This is a genomic window from Arthrobacter sp. Bi26 (genome assembly GCF_918697925.1).
In the GTDB taxonomy this organism is placed as follows: Bacteria; Actinomycetota; Actinomycetes; order Actinomycetales; family Micrococcaceae; genus Arthrobacter.
This window is the reverse complement of sequence record NZ_CAKKMF010000046.1, coordinates 1-15,673: the sequence shown is the minus strand read 5'-3', so window position 1 is coordinate 15,673 and position 15,673 is coordinate 1. Positions and strand designations below refer to the sequence as shown.

25 protein-coding genes are annotated in these 15,673 nt (G+C 61.7%); 11 read left to right on the top strand and 14 right to left on the bottom strand.

What is annotated here, in order from left to right:
• Window positions 1-61 precede the first annotated feature (61 nt).
• Window positions 62-676, bottom strand: a complete 615-nt coding sequence (locus tag LQV16_RS13335; protein ID WP_229994374.1) for a hypothetical protein — start codon at window positions 674-676, stop codon at window positions 62-64.
• A 506-nt stretch (window positions 677-1,182) separates the two neighbouring features.
• A complete protein-coding gene (locus LQV16_RS13330; RefSeq protein WP_229994373.1) occupies window positions 1,183-1,428 on the bottom strand; it encodes a hypothetical protein in 246 nt (81 codons plus the stop codon).
• A 91-nt stretch (window positions 1,429-1,519) separates the two neighbouring features.
• Here LQV16_RS13330 and LQV16_RS13325 point away from each other — a divergent pair, with 91 nt between their 5' ends.
• Window positions 1,520-2,197 carry a helicase associated domain-containing protein gene (locus LQV16_RS13325; protein WP_229994372.1) on the top strand — a complete coding sequence of 226 codons (678 nt, stop codon included), beginning with the start codon at window positions 1,520-1,522 and terminating at the stop codon, window positions 2,195-2,197.
• 100 nt (window positions 2,198-2,297) lie between these two features.
• Here the strand turns inward: LQV16_RS13325 and LQV16_RS13320 are convergent, their stop codons facing one another.
• The 7 genes from LQV16_RS13320 to LQV16_RS13290 all read right to left on the bottom strand — a co-directional run bounded on the left by LQV16_RS13320 (window position 2,298) and on the right by LQV16_RS13290 (window position 4,625).
• Entirely contained in the window at window positions 2,298-2,588 is a 291-nt protein-coding gene (locus LQV16_RS13320) for a hypothetical protein (RefSeq protein ID WP_229994371.1), read from the bottom strand.
• Window positions 2,589-2,711: 123 nt separating this feature from the next.
• On the bottom strand, window positions 2,712-2,909 hold the full coding sequence (locus tag LQV16_RS13315) for a hypothetical protein (protein ID WP_229994370.1): 198 nt from the start codon (window positions 2,907-2,909) through the stop codon (window positions 2,712-2,714).
• Window positions 2,906-3,394, bottom strand: coding sequence for an NUMOD4 motif-containing HNH endonuclease (locus LQV16_RS13310; RefSeq protein ID WP_229994369.1), 489 nt, complete (start codon window positions 3,392-3,394; stop codon window positions 2,906-2,908). The genes LQV16_RS13315 and LQV16_RS13310 overlap by 4 nt, the downstream gene beginning before the upstream one ends.
• A gap of 136 nt (window positions 3,395-3,530) precedes the next feature.
• Window positions 3,531-3,812 carry a hypothetical protein gene (locus LQV16_RS13305; RefSeq protein ID WP_229994368.1) on the bottom strand — a complete coding sequence of 94 codons (282 nt, stop codon included), beginning with the start codon at window positions 3,810-3,812 and terminating at the stop codon, window positions 3,531-3,533.
• Window positions 3,809-4,075: a hypothetical protein gene (locus tag LQV16_RS13300; RefSeq protein WP_229994367.1), complete on the bottom strand. Its 267-nt coding sequence runs from the start codon at window positions 4,073-4,075 to the stop codon at window positions 3,809-3,811. The genes LQV16_RS13305 and LQV16_RS13300 overlap by 4 nt, the downstream gene beginning before the upstream one ends.
• A 95-nt stretch (window positions 4,076-4,170) precedes the next feature.
• Window positions 4,171-4,401: a helix-turn-helix domain-containing protein gene (locus LQV16_RS13295; protein WP_229994366.1), complete on the bottom strand. Its 231-nt coding sequence runs from the start codon at window positions 4,399-4,401 to the stop codon at window positions 4,171-4,173.
• A gap of 2 nt (window positions 4,402-4,403) precedes the next feature.
• Window positions 4,404-4,625, bottom strand: coding sequence for a helix-turn-helix transcriptional regulator (locus LQV16_RS13290; protein ID WP_229994365.1), 222 nt, complete (start codon window positions 4,623-4,625; stop codon window positions 4,404-4,406).
• A 322-nt stretch (window positions 4,626-4,947) separates the two neighbouring features.
• On the opposite strand from LQV16_RS13290, the gene LQV16_RS13285 reads away from it, so the two are divergent.
• The 8 genes from LQV16_RS13285 to LQV16_RS13255 all read left to right on the top strand — a co-directional run bounded on the left by LQV16_RS13285 (window position 4,948) and on the right by LQV16_RS13255 (window position 9,086).
• On the top strand, window positions 4,948-5,394 hold the full coding sequence (locus tag LQV16_RS13285; RefSeq protein ID WP_229994364.1) for a helix-turn-helix transcriptional regulator: 447 nt from the start codon (window positions 4,948-4,950) through the stop codon (window positions 5,392-5,394).
• Window positions 5,324-5,785: an ImmA/IrrE family metallo-endopeptidase gene (locus LQV16_RS23730; RefSeq protein WP_356815763.1), complete on the top strand. Its 462-nt coding sequence runs from the start codon at window positions 5,324-5,326 to the stop codon at window positions 5,783-5,785. The genes LQV16_RS13285 and LQV16_RS23730 overlap by 71 nt, the downstream gene beginning before the upstream one ends.
• 368 nt (window positions 5,786-6,153) lie before the next feature.
• Window positions 6,154-6,342, top strand: a complete 189-nt coding sequence (locus LQV16_RS13280; RefSeq protein ID WP_229994363.1) for a hypothetical protein — start codon at window positions 6,154-6,156, stop codon at window positions 6,340-6,342.
• Window positions 6,335-7,468, top strand: a complete 1,134-nt coding sequence (locus tag LQV16_RS13275) for a site-specific integrase (protein WP_229994362.1) — start codon at window positions 6,335-6,337, stop codon at window positions 7,466-7,468. Before LQV16_RS13280 ends, LQV16_RS13275 begins: the two co-directional genes overlap by 8 nt.
• A gap of 148 nt (window positions 7,469-7,616) precedes the next feature.
• Window positions 7,617-8,093, top strand: a complete 477-nt coding sequence (locus LQV16_RS13270; protein ID WP_229994361.1) for an ImmA/IrrE family metallo-endopeptidase — start codon at window positions 7,617-7,619, stop codon at window positions 8,091-8,093.
• The gene (locus tag LQV16_RS13265) at window positions 8,083-8,490 is read left to right on the top strand and encodes a hypothetical protein (RefSeq protein ID WP_229994360.1); all 408 of its coding nucleotides are present in this window, start codon (window positions 8,083-8,085) and stop codon (window positions 8,488-8,490) included. The genes LQV16_RS13270 and LQV16_RS13265 overlap by 11 nt, the downstream gene beginning before the upstream one ends.
• Window positions 8,491-8,550: 60 nt before the next feature.
• Entirely contained in the window at window positions 8,551-8,766 is a 216-nt protein-coding gene (locus LQV16_RS13260; protein ID WP_229994359.1) for a hypothetical protein, read from the top strand.
• 38 nt (window positions 8,767-8,804) lie between these two features.
• Window positions 8,805-9,086 carry a DUF6221 family protein gene (locus tag LQV16_RS13255; protein WP_229994358.1) on the top strand — a complete coding sequence of 94 codons (282 nt, stop codon included), beginning with the start codon at window positions 8,805-8,807 and terminating at the stop codon, window positions 9,084-9,086.
• Between the two features lie 340 nt (window positions 9,087-9,426).
• Here LQV16_RS13255 and LQV16_RS13250 read toward each other — a convergent pair whose 3' ends face one another.
• A complete protein-coding gene (locus tag LQV16_RS13250) occupies window positions 9,427-9,783 on the bottom strand; it encodes a hypothetical protein (RefSeq protein WP_229994357.1) in 357 nt (118 codons plus the stop codon).
• A gap of 361 nt (window positions 9,784-10,144) precedes the next feature.
• Here LQV16_RS13250 and LQV16_RS13245 point away from each other — a divergent pair, with 361 nt between their 5' ends.
• Together LQV16_RS13245 and LQV16_RS13240 are read left to right on the top strand one after the other, a co-directional pair.
• The gene (locus LQV16_RS13245) at window positions 10,145-11,221 is read left to right on the top strand and encodes an acyltransferase (RefSeq protein ID WP_229994356.1); all 1,077 of its coding nucleotides are present in this window, start codon (window positions 10,145-10,147) and stop codon (window positions 11,219-11,221) included.
• A 61-nt stretch (window positions 11,222-11,282) separates the two neighbouring features.
• A complete protein-coding gene (locus LQV16_RS13240; protein ID WP_229994355.1) occupies window positions 11,283-11,987 on the top strand; it encodes an SGNH/GDSL hydrolase family protein in 705 nt (234 codons plus the stop codon).
• A 2-nt stretch (window positions 11,988-11,989) separates the two neighbouring features.
• Here LQV16_RS13240 and LQV16_RS13235 read toward each other — a convergent pair whose 3' ends face one another.
• From LQV16_RS13235 to LQV16_RS13220, 4 genes are all read right to left on the bottom strand, one after another.
• Window positions 11,990-12,697, bottom strand: a complete 708-nt coding sequence (locus LQV16_RS13235; RefSeq protein WP_229994354.1) for a hypothetical protein — start codon at window positions 12,695-12,697, stop codon at window positions 11,990-11,992.
• A gap of 227 nt (window positions 12,698-12,924) precedes the next feature.
• Window positions 12,925-14,787, bottom strand: coding sequence for a pyocin knob domain-containing protein (locus tag LQV16_RS13230; RefSeq protein ID WP_229994353.1), 1,863 nt, complete (start codon window positions 14,785-14,787; stop codon window positions 12,925-12,927).
• 83 nt (window positions 14,788-14,870) lie between these two features.
• Window positions 14,871-15,221 (bottom strand): hypothetical protein, encoded by a 351-nt coding sequence (locus LQV16_RS13225; protein ID WP_229994352.1) that lies wholly within the window; start codon window positions 15,219-15,221, stop codon window positions 14,871-14,873.
• The coding region (locus LQV16_RS13220; RefSeq protein WP_229994351.1) for a hypothetical protein at window positions 15,218-15,673 on the bottom strand (456 nt) is incomplete at its 5' end. The genes LQV16_RS13220 and LQV16_RS13225, both read right to left, overlap by 4 nt.

Below are 15,673 nucleotides of genomic sequence, written 5' to 3'. Positions count from 1 at the left end.
GTGGGGGCCTTGGGTTCAGGTTTCGTTGCAGCCCGTTGACTGCACTACTCGATGGTGTCGCTCACGGGGTTTTCTTTGTTTGTGCTGCGGCCAGCTCAGGAAGGGCCCTCTCTACTACGTCAACGGTTTGTCTTACAAGGCCAGCTGCTGTGGTAATCCAATCTTGGGCGGATGCGACCATGTAGTTCCTTGCGAACGGGTCGAGCTCGCGCCAGACCTTGAGAAGGTTGGCGTTCCCGTGGAACATGCTGCCATTGATGACAATCTCTGCGGCCTGGGCGTTCGAAGTGATCGAGAGACCTCCCTCGTCCTCCTGAGTCACGAACTGCGCCTTGTTCGAACCCCGCCATTCTTTGACGGCGTCTTGAATGCGTTGAACATCCGGCCGGAGCCACTCGTGGTTTTTCCCCATAATCTTGAGTACCTTCGTAATGCTCGTGGCCTCGTCTTCCAGAATCGCCAACTTGCGCACGTAAGTGGCTAGCTCGACCCAAGGAGCTGACTCCGGACTGTCCCATCCAAAGTCCATTCCCCCTCCTGCAAAGAACGTCACATTCAAGGCCATTGGTTGAGGGGCGAGTGCCAGAGGGTGGTTTATCACGTCCTGCGCCAGGTAGTGGAAGTCATCGAGGATTTCGCTATCTGTTCGCGGCATTTCGTTGTTTCGGCGGCTCATGAGTCCGATCCTATGCTCCCGTGGTGTCGGCAGGGGGTGCGGTGACTATTCCCCGGAGCCCAGCGTGAGCTGGGCGGTCATGGTGCCGGGCTATTAATTGTTCTCCCTGTTCTCCGCGCACTGGAAAACGCGGGGTGGTTTGTTTGTGGGTAATCGGGCGTTTAGGGCTTTTCGGCCGTAACTCTGCATAGTGGGCGGCTAGTTTAGGGTTCTGGGCGGAAACCTGAACAGCTGGGAGGTTTCACTGGATTCACCAGTTTCACCGGGTTTCACCCGTGGCCGGTTTGCGGTTCCCCTGTGCAGCAGCATCGGTGGGCGCCGCCGGATTCGTTGTACGTGATGGCCTGGCATTTGGCGTCGTGCCAGTGGCGGCAGTGTGGGCAATACCGGATCATTGGCCGCACCTGGGGCAGGTCGTCCGCTCGACGTGCGCTCCCTCGGCGATGCACTTACGCAGGCGGCGCGTGAGGATGGCCGCGGCCAGCTTCTCGCCGTCCGACTTGGGGTCAGCCATGGCCGTGCCAAGCCTTGAGTTCCGCTTCGGTCATGAACGGGTTCCGGGCGGTGCTCGTGCCGAAGTATCCGTCAGTGTTGCCCTTGAGCTGCCCGTCCTGCCACACGGACATGAGCGCGTTGAGCATCCATTCCGGCGTCCATGCCGCCTGCTCGTTTTCCATGGCCTCGATGTCCGCCTTGATGGACTCAATGCTCACGAACTCGGGCAGGTTCGGGTCTGGTTTCGAATCACTCATCCGTGGTCCTTCCTCTTGAGACTGTCGGCACGGTCCTGGTCGAGCCGCCTCGTTCTCTGGACATGAGCCCGACACGGCCTAGGGTGTTGTCATGGATTCTGGGGGAACCTTCAGGCGCGGTGAGTCTCGTCATCCGGAGTGGGATCTGATGTACCGCAAGGGCCTGACGGTCGGGCGTATCGCAGCCGTCTGTGGGGCCCTGCCACAAACAGTGGGCAGTCACATCCGCACCCAGCGGGCGGCGGCCCCTGAGATGGCGGCTGAGCACCTGGCTAACCGTCCTACCAAAAGGCCGCGGCCGCCGGGCGCTGCTTGGCGTTTGAGCCTTGAGGCCCTGGCCAAGTTCCGGGAGTCGGCCGGACGGTACCCGACGTCGCATAACCGTGATCCGGTCAATCGGAGGCTGGCCAACTGGCTGTCGATTCAACGGCGAGCGGCCCGTGCCGGGCGCCTCGACGATGAGCGACTCAGGTTGCTGGCGGTGCTCCCAGGCTGGGATGTGGACCAGCGTTCCACCGAGGAGGCCGAGCGGTGGCGGAACAGGCTCGAGGAGCTTCGGATGTTCAAGGCCTCGGAGGGTCGATGGCCTCAGTTCCGCCGACCGGTCGGTGAGGACGAACGCGTCCTCGGTGTCTGGCTTCATAGCCAGCGGCTGGCGTTTGGCGGTGGCCGGCTCGATGCGGAGGCCCTGCGGCTGCTGGACGTGACGATCCCGGGGTGGAACGCCTGGCGCGTCAAGCACTTGGCGAAGATTGCCCTGGACGCATAGCCCGCTCATGCCCTCATCCGGAACTGGTAGTGCCGGCGCGGGACCAACTGCTCACCGAACCAGCAGGCAAGGCGCCGGCGGAACGTCCACCGAGCCGCCCTCATACCAACAGCTCCCATGCTGTGACGTGACGGCGCACCATCTGCATGCTGTAGCCATACTCTTCTGCGTAGGCTCGGAAGTCCTCCTCGTCGGTCCACGATTCGCCGTCTTCATCAGTGAACTCCAGATCGGAACGCTTGTGGTCCAACCCAAACTCGGCGTGGTCTGCCTTTACATAGCCTCGGATCATCAGGGCGCTGGCGATGTCTTCGTAGACCAGGTCTCCGCCCTCGAAAACCTCCTGTAGGTCTTCGGCGAACTCGTCGCGGGCGGTGGTTGTGGTGGTCATGCGGTCCTTCTTTCGGTGGTGGCGAGCAGTTGGCGCAGGTTTCGGGTGATGCGTCGACGGATTCGAGGGCGGTCACGGTGGCCTCAGCAGAAGCCAGGGCCGCGGCGATGGTGGCGGGGTCGATCATCCGCCGTACCTGCTCTCGAGTCGGTGTTCTTCCCACTGGCCCTCGGCGTACGCGTCCGCCTGGTCCTGCGCGATCGCGGCCAGGCACTCCATGCACTCGTCGCAGTCGCCGTCCTCGCACTGATCCACATCAGTTGGCGGCTCCATCGCTTCCCATGCACGCTGGGCGGACTCGAAACCCGGGATCTGGCTCATCGCTTCTCCTCATATTTCCTTCGCGACACCGCTCGGCATCTTCGGCAGTCACGGCCACCCGCCGGCTTGCGGTAGGTATTGTCGGGGCTGTATTCATGGCCCTGAGGGCAATGTGTCTTCTTGGCGCTGTGATGGGAGCCGTGAGCGACCGCGTCCAGGTTGTTCTCACTCCTGGTTCCGTATCTCAGGTTTGCGCGGCGGTTGTCCGATTTCAGCCCGTTGCCGTGCAGGACTTCCATCCCGGCCGGGCAGGGCCCCTCCGTCGCTTCCATTACGAGGATGTGGACGGCCTTCGGTGTGCGCTGGCTGCCTCGATAGAGACCGACCCTGTGGTAGCCCTTCGGGGTGACATTCAGGGTAAGCGTCTTGCCCTTGATTCTCTGGCCCTTAGTGGTGGTCCGATCCAGGCTGCGCACTTCGCCACAGGTGGACACCTCATACATGCCTTCCCAGCCGGGAATCGGGAACCATTCGACCTCACTCATTTCCCCTCGCATTCAATGCAGTCAGAGGCGGGACCATGTAGAAGGTGATATTCGTCAGCGCGGTCGAGGTTGCGCAGGTACAGCGCGTAGACACCGAGGCCTATACACGCGACGAGACAGACGATGAATGAAGCGTTCATGCTGCGTGCTCCTTTGTGACTTTGCGCGTCCAGGTCTTCAACGACCCGTTCTTGCGCGACTTGGACTTAGATACGGTGCTGTTGACCGATTCGATGTAGCCGAGGTTGCGGGCCGCGGCGAACGCCATGCCCGGCGCATTCTGATGCGGCGCCGGCCTCATCTCGCGGCGCAGATCATCGGCAGTGAATTCCTCCACCGAGAGGGACAGCCCGAGAATCGTTGCGACGGCGTCCTCGTGCCATTGCTCGTGGGAGTCCTCAAGGACTGCGGACTTCATGCTGCATCCGCCAGTCGGCGTGCAGCTGCTGCCTGGTTCTGCTTGGCGCGTTCGTTCATGACGTTGTCGGTGGCTTCTTCGCCGGTGGGGTCAGAGATCTGACGGAAGTAGTCCTCAACAGTGAGGCGCCAACCCTCTGGCATGGATTCGTGCTGCTTCTGCATGCGGCGGGCGGTCTTTTTCATCTCGGAGAACGTGACAGTGATGCCGTGCTGTGCGTTGTAGGTGGCGAGTTTGGACAGGTAATCAGTGTTTGAGGGCACGTCGAATGGCCCCTATCTTCCGGCAGTGGAACACCGGAGTAGTGGTGGAAACAGTTGGGTGTGCCCAGATGCGGGCGAACGGTGGTGCGAGCCTGTTAGGCGGAGCGGAGGAGTCGCTCGATGTTCTTGCGTTGTGTCCGCGGCTTCAGGGGCGCGGCCGGTGTTGCGGTGATGATCTGGTAGTGCTCGTCAGTGAATCGGTAGAGCCGGCCTATCTTGCTGTGTGGCCATTTGCGGGCCCGGCACATGCGGTGCACGGTCTCGACCGAAACATCTAGTTTTGCGGCGAGGTCGCCCGCTGACATCAGTGTTTCGTCGGCGTCCATGATTACGCTGCGTCCTGGTCGTTGACGACGGTGACGAGCTCATCCATGCGGACGGGGAAGTTGGTTACTACGTTGGCGATGAACCCGGGGCCGGGCTGTGACTGGCCGTGTCGGATGCGGGAAAGGGTGCCACCGTCGACGCCTATCTGTTCGGCGAACACGCCCCAAGGCTGCCCGCCGCGGAGACGTTCCAGCGTCTCGTGGTTGATTGTGAGTCGTGCCATCAGGTCGAACCTTTCATAGGGTTGCTGTGGTCCAACTTGGGATTGTGCAACCGCAACTTGCGAATGACATGACTGTAATTCGGTACTTGTGCATGCGCAAGTAGAGATTGGGTTGTGAATTAACAATCGACGCTTGCGACTGGCCAAGTTCCGCAAGATGGCGCGGATTTTCGGTACTCAGAAAATTTCCCGGACTACTTGTTTTGGCGCCGATTGGGGACTCGATCGTGTTGTGGTTGGGCCACCGCAAGAGCCCCGGATGCCAGCTAGTAGCGTCCAAGAAAATTGACGACTTGCGTCCATGCAAACTAGATTTGTGTTCATGCAAAGCAAGCAGACGCGATGGTACGAGTACGTTCGCCGGGTGACCGAAGGTATGTCCGCCAAAGAAGTAGCGGAACGAGCAGGCTTCGACCAATCAGCCATGACGCGATGGAAAAACGGCATGAACGCCGACCCGAAGTTCGTCGTGCAGTTCGCCCGGGCCTTCCATCAAAACGTGCTCTTGGCTCTTGCTGAAGCCGAGCTGATCTCCGATAAAGAAGCAGACCTGCACGAAGTGCGCATGGGCCTCGAAGACATCAGCACTCACATGCTCCTAGAAGAGCTGGCTCGTCGGATCGACAATTCGCCAGGCCGCACCGCTCACGGTGCCGGCCTAAGCGAAGATCCGGACTACTCCAAATTGTCGGACCAGGATGGATATGATCTGGCGGCCTACAAGGGGGAGCACAATATTGGACACGACGACATCCCGCACGAACCCTAGAGCGCTAGCGCATCAAATGGGCGTCCGTGTTCGGACTGCCGTCACCCCTCCCGGATGGTGGGGCGCCTACGACCATCGACACCGACTGATCACTCTTCGCCCAGGGCTCGCCCCGATCCAGCTTGAATGCACCCTCATGCACGAGCTGGGGCACGCCCACTATGGACACGTCGGGGTGACGGGCAAGCAGGAGGCGCTCGCAAATCGTTGGGCCGCGCATCGCCTGATCGACTTTGAGATGGTCCTTGAAGCTGCGGCCGCGGAGCAGGCAAGTGTTGCTGTTGCCGCCTCCCTGGGTGTCCTCCCAAGCGTCCTGCAAACGTACCTTCAGACACTCACGAAAGCGCAGCTCCAACGGGTCCGGACAGCCGCTCTCCGACGCGTTGCTTAGGGTCTCCAGAGCATGGGGGATTGAGGTTCACTCAGAGTCGGGTCAGACGACGAAAAGCGCCCCTCGCCATGGACAAGGCGAGGGGCGCTTTTCTTGTTTGATCAGGCTTTGCCATGTTGACGGCGTCAACATATTGAGTTGGGATGGGTTGGCTACACACATGTTCAGTCGTGTCAACTTCCGCGTGATTACCCCGATTTCGGCTACATGACGCGAAACGGTTTGGGGGTTCAAATCCCCCATTCTCCGCCAGAAAGGCCCCTACATCACGCCGATGTAGGGGCCTTTTTCTTTGCCTGTTGACGAGAATGCCGAAAACGTTGACAGGGAACCACCAATATTGCGCGCGCACAAGCTAGACTTGCAGCATGACAATTAACTCGGGGGGCGGTGGGACGGGGCCGGTCGTGCCCTGGACTCGCACTGACGAACTGAATTGGGCTGCTGACCGCGCCGTACTCAGGGACCTCAAGAAGCGCGGCGAGGAACCATCCGAGTGGCTCGCCGGTGAGTACCGCGAGCTCAGTGCACGCCGGAAGGCGGCGGCGCGTGGCTAGCATCCGCGAGAGGCCGAAGGCGGACGGCAGCGTCGCCCACGCCGTGCTCTGGCGCGACTCCGACACCGGCAAGCAGACCTCTTACAACCTGCAGAGCAAGGACGAGGCTCAGCGCTTCAAGCGGCTGGTCGAAGCCAACGGGAACTCGCTGAACGCCGTCGAGCGAATCCTGGAGAAGGTGTCCATTGGCGGGCCAACCGTTGCGGAGAACATGACGCGGCACGTGGAGATGCTCACCCGCGCCGGCCCCGATCAGATCAAGAGGTACGGTGCCGCCATCAAGAACCACTTCGGAGGCAGGCTCGGCAAGCTCCCAGTGGCGGGCGTCGAACACGAGGACATCGTCCTATGGGTCAAATACATGCAGGGCAAGACCTACAAAGACGCGCCTCTCTCGGCCAAGACCATCGCCAACCACCACGGCCTATTGTCCGCCTCCATGGAGACGGCCGTACGCCTGAGGCTCCGCGGTGACAACCCGTGCAAGGGCGTCCAGCTGCCGCGGGATGAGTCCATCAAAGAGAAGATGCACTTCATGACGGCCGCCGAGTCTCTGGCCATCGTCCAGGCGCACCCGCCCCGGTACCAACCGCTCATGGCATTCCTGCGGGGTACTGGCGCCCGGTTCGGAGAGGCTACGGCCCTGCTCGGCCGAGACTTCCAGCTGGACGTCCAGCAGCCCACTGCGCGCATTGAGAAGGCTTGGAAGCGCGACGCCAACGACCGTTTCTACGTCGGCCCCCCGAAGACCAAGAAATCCCGACGCACCGTCAGCCTCTCGCCCTCACTGGTGGCCCTGGTGCGGCCCGCCGTCGAAGCGGCCGGCCCGGAAGGTCTGGTGTTCACGACGTCCTACGGCGGCCCAATCCGGCACTCCACGTTCTACGACTTCTGGGAGGATGCGCTGACGTCGCTCGGCTACGGCAAGTCCGGTGAGCGTCCGCGGATCCACGACATGCGCCATACTCACGCCTCCCTAATGCTGGGTGCAGGCATGAGCCCGTTCGAGCTCTCGAGGCGCCTCGGACACGAGTCGATCCAGACGACCGTGGACCGGTACTCCCACCTCGTGCCTGACGCCCAGTTCAGAGCCGCCGAGATGGCCGAGCGGGCGCTGGAGGCGTAGGCACCTAGGCGTGAAATACGCGACATTAGTGTTCACTAACTAGGTCTTGAGGTTTCCCATGCGTAATATTGTGCTCGAACAGAGCTGTGGAAATGTGCTCAATACTTGTGGATAAGTCGTGGATAAGTTGTGGATGGGGGTTCTGTAGATGCTGGTCAAAGACGCCGCTAAGCAGGCCGCAATAAAGACGCTGGCCGAGCACTGGGACTTTGAGTTCCCGGTCGATCCGGTTGCGATAGCGCAGGCTAAGGGCCTTGAGGTCAGGTTCGCAGAACTGAAGAACAGAATTTCCGGGGCGATTGTTGTCGAGGCCGGAAAAACGCCTCAGATCCTCGTTGAGGCGCGGGAGAACTACGGGCGGCAGATGTTCACCGTCGCCCATGAGCTCGGGCACTACGCTGAGCGCGAGGATGCTGGAGACCACGAGTACTCGTTCATCGAGTCGCGTGGCCGAAAGTACGATCTCCACGAGTTCTATGCCGACGAATTCGCCGGGAACCTGCTTATGCCCGAGGCTGAGTTCAAATCCCAGTACAAGAAACTAAAGTCAGTCAACATGGTCGCAGCCTTCTTCGCCGTGTCCCCAGCGGCGGTGGAGAAGAGGGCCGAACGACTTGGCGTCTGACGTAGGCACGACGAACTTTGACAGCGAAACGGTTGAGAACCTACTCGCTGACGTTGCGCGTGAGGTTGACTCCGTTGACCTCGTTACGGGCCAGCCCGATACCGATGGGCCTTCATCCGTGGAGGAATATGACCGCCAACTCTATGTGGCTGAGTTGGAGCGTCTCAATCAGCAGTCGAACCTGAGGTCCAAGTTCTTCTGGGTAGCGTCATCCCTGGCAAGCTTTGTGATCCTTGCGAGCACCGCGGGAGTTGGGCTGTATGTCATTCTCGCCGGCGCGGATACAGACCCGGTGGTGCTCATAACCTGGATGACAGCGGTAGTCGTCGAGCTGCTCGGAATCCTCAAGATCATCGCCGTCTATCTCTACCCGAACGACGCTGCGAAGAAAGAGTGACCGAGCGGTCGCAGCGCACGACTCATTCTGGTTTAAGTCCCATCACGCAAGATGGATGGCATGACCTACTTCAAGACGCCCTCTGTCGTCGCTGAGGAGCTCGGGCTGCAGGAGGCCACCGTCCGGCGGCTGGCACGCCAGTACCGGACATTTACGCGCGTAGGCCGGCGGGTGATGCTCACGTCGGACGACGTCGAAGCCCTGATCGACAAGATCAGGAATCCGCCGCCGCCGCCCGATTGGTCCGACGATGACGAGCCTGACCCGTTCGCCTGATGGCTGCGGACGCGCTCGGCTGATGGCAGTATGGGCGCATGGCGGACATCATCGAGTTTCTGGAAGCGCGGCTGTCCGAGGACGAGGCTGAGTCTCTGGATTCCTTGGAGCGCGAACCCTGCCCCGAGAGCTGGGCGAACATTATCGCCACTCGGATCCTGCTCGAGTGCGCCGTGAAGCGAAAAATCATCGCTCACTTCAACCGCATCGACTGGGACTACGAACCAGCGGGGGACCAGGACTACATGGAGAAGTTCCTGTTCATCATCGCCGAGCCGTACATGGACCACCCCGACTACCAGCCGGACTGGCGCCAGTAACGGGCCGGACAGTGGTGGTGTTCGAGGCGATCGGCCGGCGCGTCAGAAGCTACGCATGCTCATGCCACCGCACGCCGTCATAGCCTTCTTGGTAGCCGTTGCTTCTCCAACCGCAGGCGGAGTCCCGGCAAATGTAGGTAATGGTGCGTGCTTTGACGAAACCCGTGTGCGAGCCGGACCCTCGCGATGTCTCGATCATTGGGTTCTGGTGCCTGCACTCCGGACACGTTGCATGTTTTTTCCCCATAGTGGAAAAGAGTAACCCGCCCACCGAGTAACCACGAACTCTGAAAATGTGGCTCTGCCCACGTTGTGGAATCAGTGGCTAGCCCCCGCAATGTCAGGCTGGTAGGAACCCGGGGAGCCTGCTGCCCCACCTGATGGAGCGTAAGTTTTCCGGGCAGCGGCGGTAGTCTTCGATGTCCCATTCGGAGTCGGTGACGCGGCGGACGTTCCCGGCGGGGATCCATGCCCAGTGCTTGTGGTCGCCGTCGTCTGCCCAGGCGACGAGGATGTAGGAAGGGTTCCAGCGTTCGGCGACGGCGTAGACGTCCACGGTGCTGCCGCCGGCCAGCGGGACCGTGGCCATGACTTTCGGGTAGTTCCCGTACTCCCACGACCGGGCCTCCTCCGGTGGGTGCCCAGGGTCCGGCCGGAGGTACTCGTAGGTTTCCCCGTCGAGAGTGAACGATGCCATGGCGCAATGGTAGCCGGGACGCAGAACACCCCCGCGCCCGGCCTGGGGGAGGCCATGGGTGCGGGGGCGTTCGTTGGCTCCGCCGCTATTGGGGGTGCGGCGGAACTTTATAAACATATGCACCGGAACATTGCAAGTCAAAGCGTTGTCGCCTGACGATGTCGTACGTACGATGGTTTGAAGGATGTGGCCCGGGGCAACCATTGTCGGGGGCGGGCTGCAGCCGTAACGCAAGAAAAGCCCCCACCCTCCCCGGAGGAAGATGGGGGCATTTCAGTTGGGGCACTTAACCGGTCTTATCGGGACCTAGGATTGTCCCTAGCGTGCGGCCGCTGGGGCCGCTCTCTTGCTGGGGGGAATCATGACGGTTGCACCCGTTACTACCGCTTCGCCGACAACAACCGGGCGTCTGTATGCACTAGATGCCATCCGCGGATTCGCAGTTCTGCTGGTGCTACTGCGCCACGCCTGGTCTGACGTATTCGGCGGTGCTGGAATCGTGGGTGTGGTGATGTTTTTTGCCTTGAGCGGCTACCTCATCACTGGAGTCCTGGAGCGCGATATCGTGAGGCACGGAAAAGTCCTCTACGGTCGCTTCTATGCGCACAGGGCGATACGACTGGTGCCAGCTCTTGTCTTCATGCTGGCGGGCTTTTGCCTCATCGAAGGTCTATGGGACTTGACAGGGGCCAGGAGCGAGCTTGTTCGGACTGTGCTTGTCAGCTTGACCTACACGTCCAACGTGCCGGGGTTAGATCATGGCAGCGACACTCTAGGCCACCTTTGGACCCTTGCAACTGAAGAGCAGTTCTACTTGGTTTGGCCGATCATCATCGCGGTAGCCATCAGATACCGGTCCGCAAAGGCTGCATTGGTTGCCTCTGCCGTAGTTGTGACAGCGCTTTGTGCTGCAACTATCGCCATCGCGGGGGACCAGATCGACCGGGTATATAACCTGCCTACGTCATGGTGCGTAGCCATGGTTATTGGCGCCGCCGCATGGTTCGGCCGGCGTCAGCTAGTCAGCCATAGAGACATCCATATGCGAGCTTGGCGGATACTGCAGGTACTAGCGCCAGCCGGCTTGGTGGCCGTATCTCTCATGCCTGAGATGAAGTCGTGGCCGGCAACTTATCTATTGATTGGTCCGTTAGTTGCCCTGGGCACAGTTGTCCTGATCATAAGTTTTGGCGACACCCGGGGGGTTGGCCCGGCCCTGGCGCGGCCTCTCGTCAGACTAGGCGGGATATCCTACGCTGCGTACTTGTGGAACTATCCGATCAGTCATTGGATGGGCACACCTCCCCTCCCGTTTCTTGGAGGACTGGCGTCTATTGTGCTCACGATCCTCGCGGCCAGCGCCAGTTGGTTGCTTGTAGAAAAACCGATGCAGCGAGTTCGCGGTTTGTTCGATGCTCGGAGCTCTCGCGTCTCATGATTGAAGTAGCGGCGGAGTTGGCTGCGCAACGCCCGGTCTTTCCTTGCCCTAGACTCTGGGCATGGGGAAATCTTCTTTCAGGCGACGTATCGCCCTGTCCGCAGTCGCTGCCGTCGTCATCCTGGGCGGGACCGGGGCCGCTGGGCTGGCGATCAAAGAGCAAGTCGCGGACGCGCAGTACTGCCAGAAGATCACTTCGTTCATTGAGGCGAATGGCCCGGTGATCCACACTGCCAGCGGCTCCCCGCGAGTGGCCATCATCGGAGACTCCTACTCTGCCGGTGACGGGCTGACGGATCGGACACAGGGCTGGTCGTACCGAATCGGTCAGGCCGAGGGCTGGGACTCCAGCGTTGCGGGCGTAGGAATGACGGGCTACGTGAATCGGGGCTACTGCGGCAACCAGTCGTTCGGGGAGCGGATCGCGCAAGTTTCGCGGCTGCACCCGGACACTCTCATCATCCAGGGCGGTCTCAACGACTGGGAAGCGCCCGAAAAGGACATCGAACTTGCCGCCGGGATGCTGCTCGACCAGATTGCCGATGTGAAGACGGTTGTTATGGTCGGGCCCACGAATTCTCCGGCACGCGACAACCTTGACCGGGTTGACCGCGCCCTGTCTGCGGCAGCAGCCAAGCATAACCGTCAGTACGTGTCCGCGCTCGGGTGGGACCTGGACTTCCTGCCTGACCGGCTGCACCTGACGCCGGCAGGCCACGCGGACTTTGCTGCCCGCGTGGCTGCCGCCGCCAGAATTGCACCTTAGGGTTAGGGAATCGTGGACGGCGCCGTGTAAGTGTCGCCGTAGTAGCGGCCCCCGGAAGTCAAAACTTCTTTGGTGAACTGAGCACTGTCGAGCGCATCGACTTGCCCGTACGTCCGTCCACTAATGGTGAGGTCTTCCAAGTACGTGCGATAGTGGATTTCAGACGGGTTGCCGTTGCCCGATGCTGTCGGGAATATCTCCACCCGCCGCCCGGCGCTGAACGCCTTACCGTACTTGGCGGTGACTACTTCGGCCGCGGTCTTGGCGACGGTACCGCCATTCCCGTTGACCGCGATGTTGGTGCGGACAGGGACGGGCGTTGCAAGCGCGTTGTACGTCGTGTCCCCGGTGTAGTGGACGGTCGCGGACGGGTTGCGCGAGTACCCCAACCTGCGGGCGTCCGTGGGGTAGTTGGCCGTGCTGCGGCTGGCGATGAAAAGGCAGTCCGTCGCGCTGGCTGTGGCGTTCGCCGAGATCGCCATGTACGAGGAGTACGAGGAGTTCACATCTGACGCCTTGCGCGTCGTCAATCCCCAGTACGACGCGAAATAGATGTGCGTGGGGTTGCTGATGATGTGCTGGATCACCGACGCGGGGAACTGGATCCCGGCATACTCTCCGGATACGATGCCCGTGGCGGTGACGATTGCATGAAGTCCGCCCCTGCCAGTCCGCTCGATCTTTCCCTTGGCGCCGGTCAGGCCAGCCATCTCGAACAGCCCAGCTAGGTTCGCGGTGCTTGCCCCAGTTAGGGCTGCAGCTTCGACCGCGGCGACGTTGGGAATAGCCGCCCCGCTCCCTGGGACGCCTACTACCGGGTTCAAGGGGTGCCCCAACTCGTATAACGCCAAGGACCCGGCTGCGAGCATCGGATCATTACGCAGGATGGGCAAGGTTGTGTCCGTGAAGGCGACACCAAGATTCAGACGCAAACCGCTCACAGCAGCCAGCCTTTCGAGTTGAGTTGTTCGTACACTTTCGCGGCGACTTTCGCGGCGGTCCCGGCAGAGTAGTGTGTTGAGTCGCCAGCGACCATGATCGACGGAGGGAGCGTGTCAGCCCCGATCTTCACCAGGTCGTCAGCAGTCGGCGTGATGCCCTGGTCGTAGATGCACTGAGCCACCAGGTAGTTCCGGAGGTCGTAGAAGTTTTCCGGGTACAGCTTCTTCAACGCCGCGTTTATGGCCGTGACGGTGTTGTATCCCGCGGACCCGGACAGTTCCCCAGTGGTGGTGGTGGTGCCCACGAGTAGGCAGCGGGGGTTGGCGGCGGCCAATCGGTCCACCATGGCAGCAGTTGCCTCCACCACGCGGTTGGCCTCGCTCCCGGCAGGGGACGAATAGCCGATGTCATTGCGACCCGCGAAAACGACGCTGACATTGCTCTTGTAGGTTTCCCCCGGCGTGGAGATCACCTGGACCTTACCTGCCGCGGCGACCGCGCTTCCCGAGGCTGTACGGATGAAAGTCAGGTCCGTTGCCGAGGTTCGGGTGAGGGTCCCGTCAACTCCTGCGATTGATACGGCGCATGACCATGAACGATCAAGCCGCCATGCGATGAGCTGAGAGGTTGTGACGGTCACGGCCCCGGATGCCGGGATCGATCCGCCTGAGACGGTGACCATCAGCACTAGACCGCCCTGTCGAAGCGCGATTTCGTCCGCGGACTGACCAGCCTTGCCGCCGTTGTAGGTGGTGCCGTTGGTGTAGAGGGAGTCCAGCACGGCGGGCCATGACTGCGTTGCAGGGTTCACGTCGGCATAGGGCCAGCCCTCAGTGAGGGAGTCTCCCCAGCAAGCGATCACGGCCCCATCGGAAGCGGCGGGGAGGACATTTCCCACCCGGTCCCGAACGGTAAGTCCACGGTTGGTTTGGATCTTTCCGTCCCGGTAGCTGGATGCGAGTGGGACCCGTTGCGCGAGCGAGGGCGCCAGCTTGACCTCTGTCACAGCCCCGTCGTTGAGCATCCCGCCCAGTCCGGCTGCCTGGAGCATTAGAAGTGTCTGGGCTGTCGGTCGCCCGTCAGGCCCGATCTGAATCCATGACTGCCGGCCAAGGGAGTCCACGATTGCGTAGACAGGGCCAGATGATTCGGGGAGAGGCTGAGGCAGCGCGGGTAGGAGCGCCCCGACGCCCGGAGCGACGGATGCGGCTAGGATGCCAGTCGAGTGCGCTGTGGGGCGCCCATCCGCGCCGATCTCTACCCATGACCGGCGTCCGTCCTTGTCCGTGATCGAGTAGACGGCATCTTGGGAGAAGGTGGCGCTTGGGGCGGCAGACTCAATGGCCCCGAGTCGCCCGTCCTGCTCAGCGTTCTTGGCGGCAGCATCGGTTTTCGTTTCGGCCTGCACCCATGCGGACCAGGTGCCCGCTGCCGCGTCAACGGCTTCGCGCCATAAGAGGGCAGTCCCGGACGTTACCCGGTGGACCACGGACAGGGAGTTCCCGGAGCCGCGCTGGACTTCGAGGACGCAGGTGCCACTGAGCCCCGCCGGGGCGTTGGGGTACGTGTTGGCGCCTAGCAGGCTGTACGCGCCGACGTGCTGGGGGCCAAGGAGCGTGTTGAAGTCTGTGCCGTTGGCCAGCGAGCCACGGGAGAGCGGGACAAACTGGTTAGGCAGGTCCGCGAGGGCGGCGTCCTGCTCCGTGTTCTTCGCCTCGATCAGGCTTAGGCGTCCGCGGTCTTCCTGGTGCCGGTCCTCCGCCTTTTGCGCGTTGGCGGCAATGACATTGTCACCGTTGCGGAGCGGATCGTTGCCGTCCGGTTTCTGGAACCCGAGCGCGGTTGTTTCGATAGCCATGTGGCGTCTCCTTGGGGCATGAAAATGGCGCCCCAAGGGGACGCCGCGGGTGGTTGGCTGAAGGGTCAGGCGGAATGGGAAAGTTAGGCGGCGCCCGCTTCGTGCTTGCCGTCATTGCCGGGAAGGATGGCGGCTTCAATTGCGGGGGCGACGCCGGTCGGTTTCCATAGCGCCTTGTAAGCGTTCGCCGCGACTACGAAGACGACCAGCACGGCGGTGACAAGGCCGACGGCGCTGAAGATCCCGTTCAGCCAGGCCGTCACGGCGGCGACGACGAGATAGAACAGGAACGCGGTAACCGACTTTCGCCGGGCCGACCATGCGGCCTGTTGAATGACGGCAATGACGAGCGGGCTGAAGAAGCCGACGGCCATCAGCCAGAGCGCGACCGGGCCGAGCGCGGACAGGGTCGACAGGGTTGCCGCGTCCATCATTTGCCACCCTCTTCTTCGGTGGCATGCTGCGCGGTGATCGCGGAGATCCCGGCGCGCAGCTCGGCGCGGAAGTCGTCGATGGATCGGTTGGTGTTCTGGTTGTCGGTCTTCTGCGTGAAGACGGACAGCTTGTAGACGGCGTCTTCGATCAGCTCGCCGATCGCGTTGACGGTCGCGACGCTGTTCGCCCGTACTTCGAGTACGGTCGTTTTGCGTTCGGCGATCGCGAAGCCTTCGATCTTTTCGAGGTCGTCTTTATCGAGGGTAGCCATGCGCTTTTCTCCTAGCGTGGTGATGATGGTTGCGGGGGCGGGGGTGGTGACGCGGGGCCGCAGGTAGCCGAGCAGGCCCCGCTTCGTGAGGTGCTGCAGGATCGTCGGGCCGGTCGACTCGGTCGAGTAGCCGGGCAACCAGGGGCGGGCCGCGGAACTGTTCTGGCTGATGCACAGCAC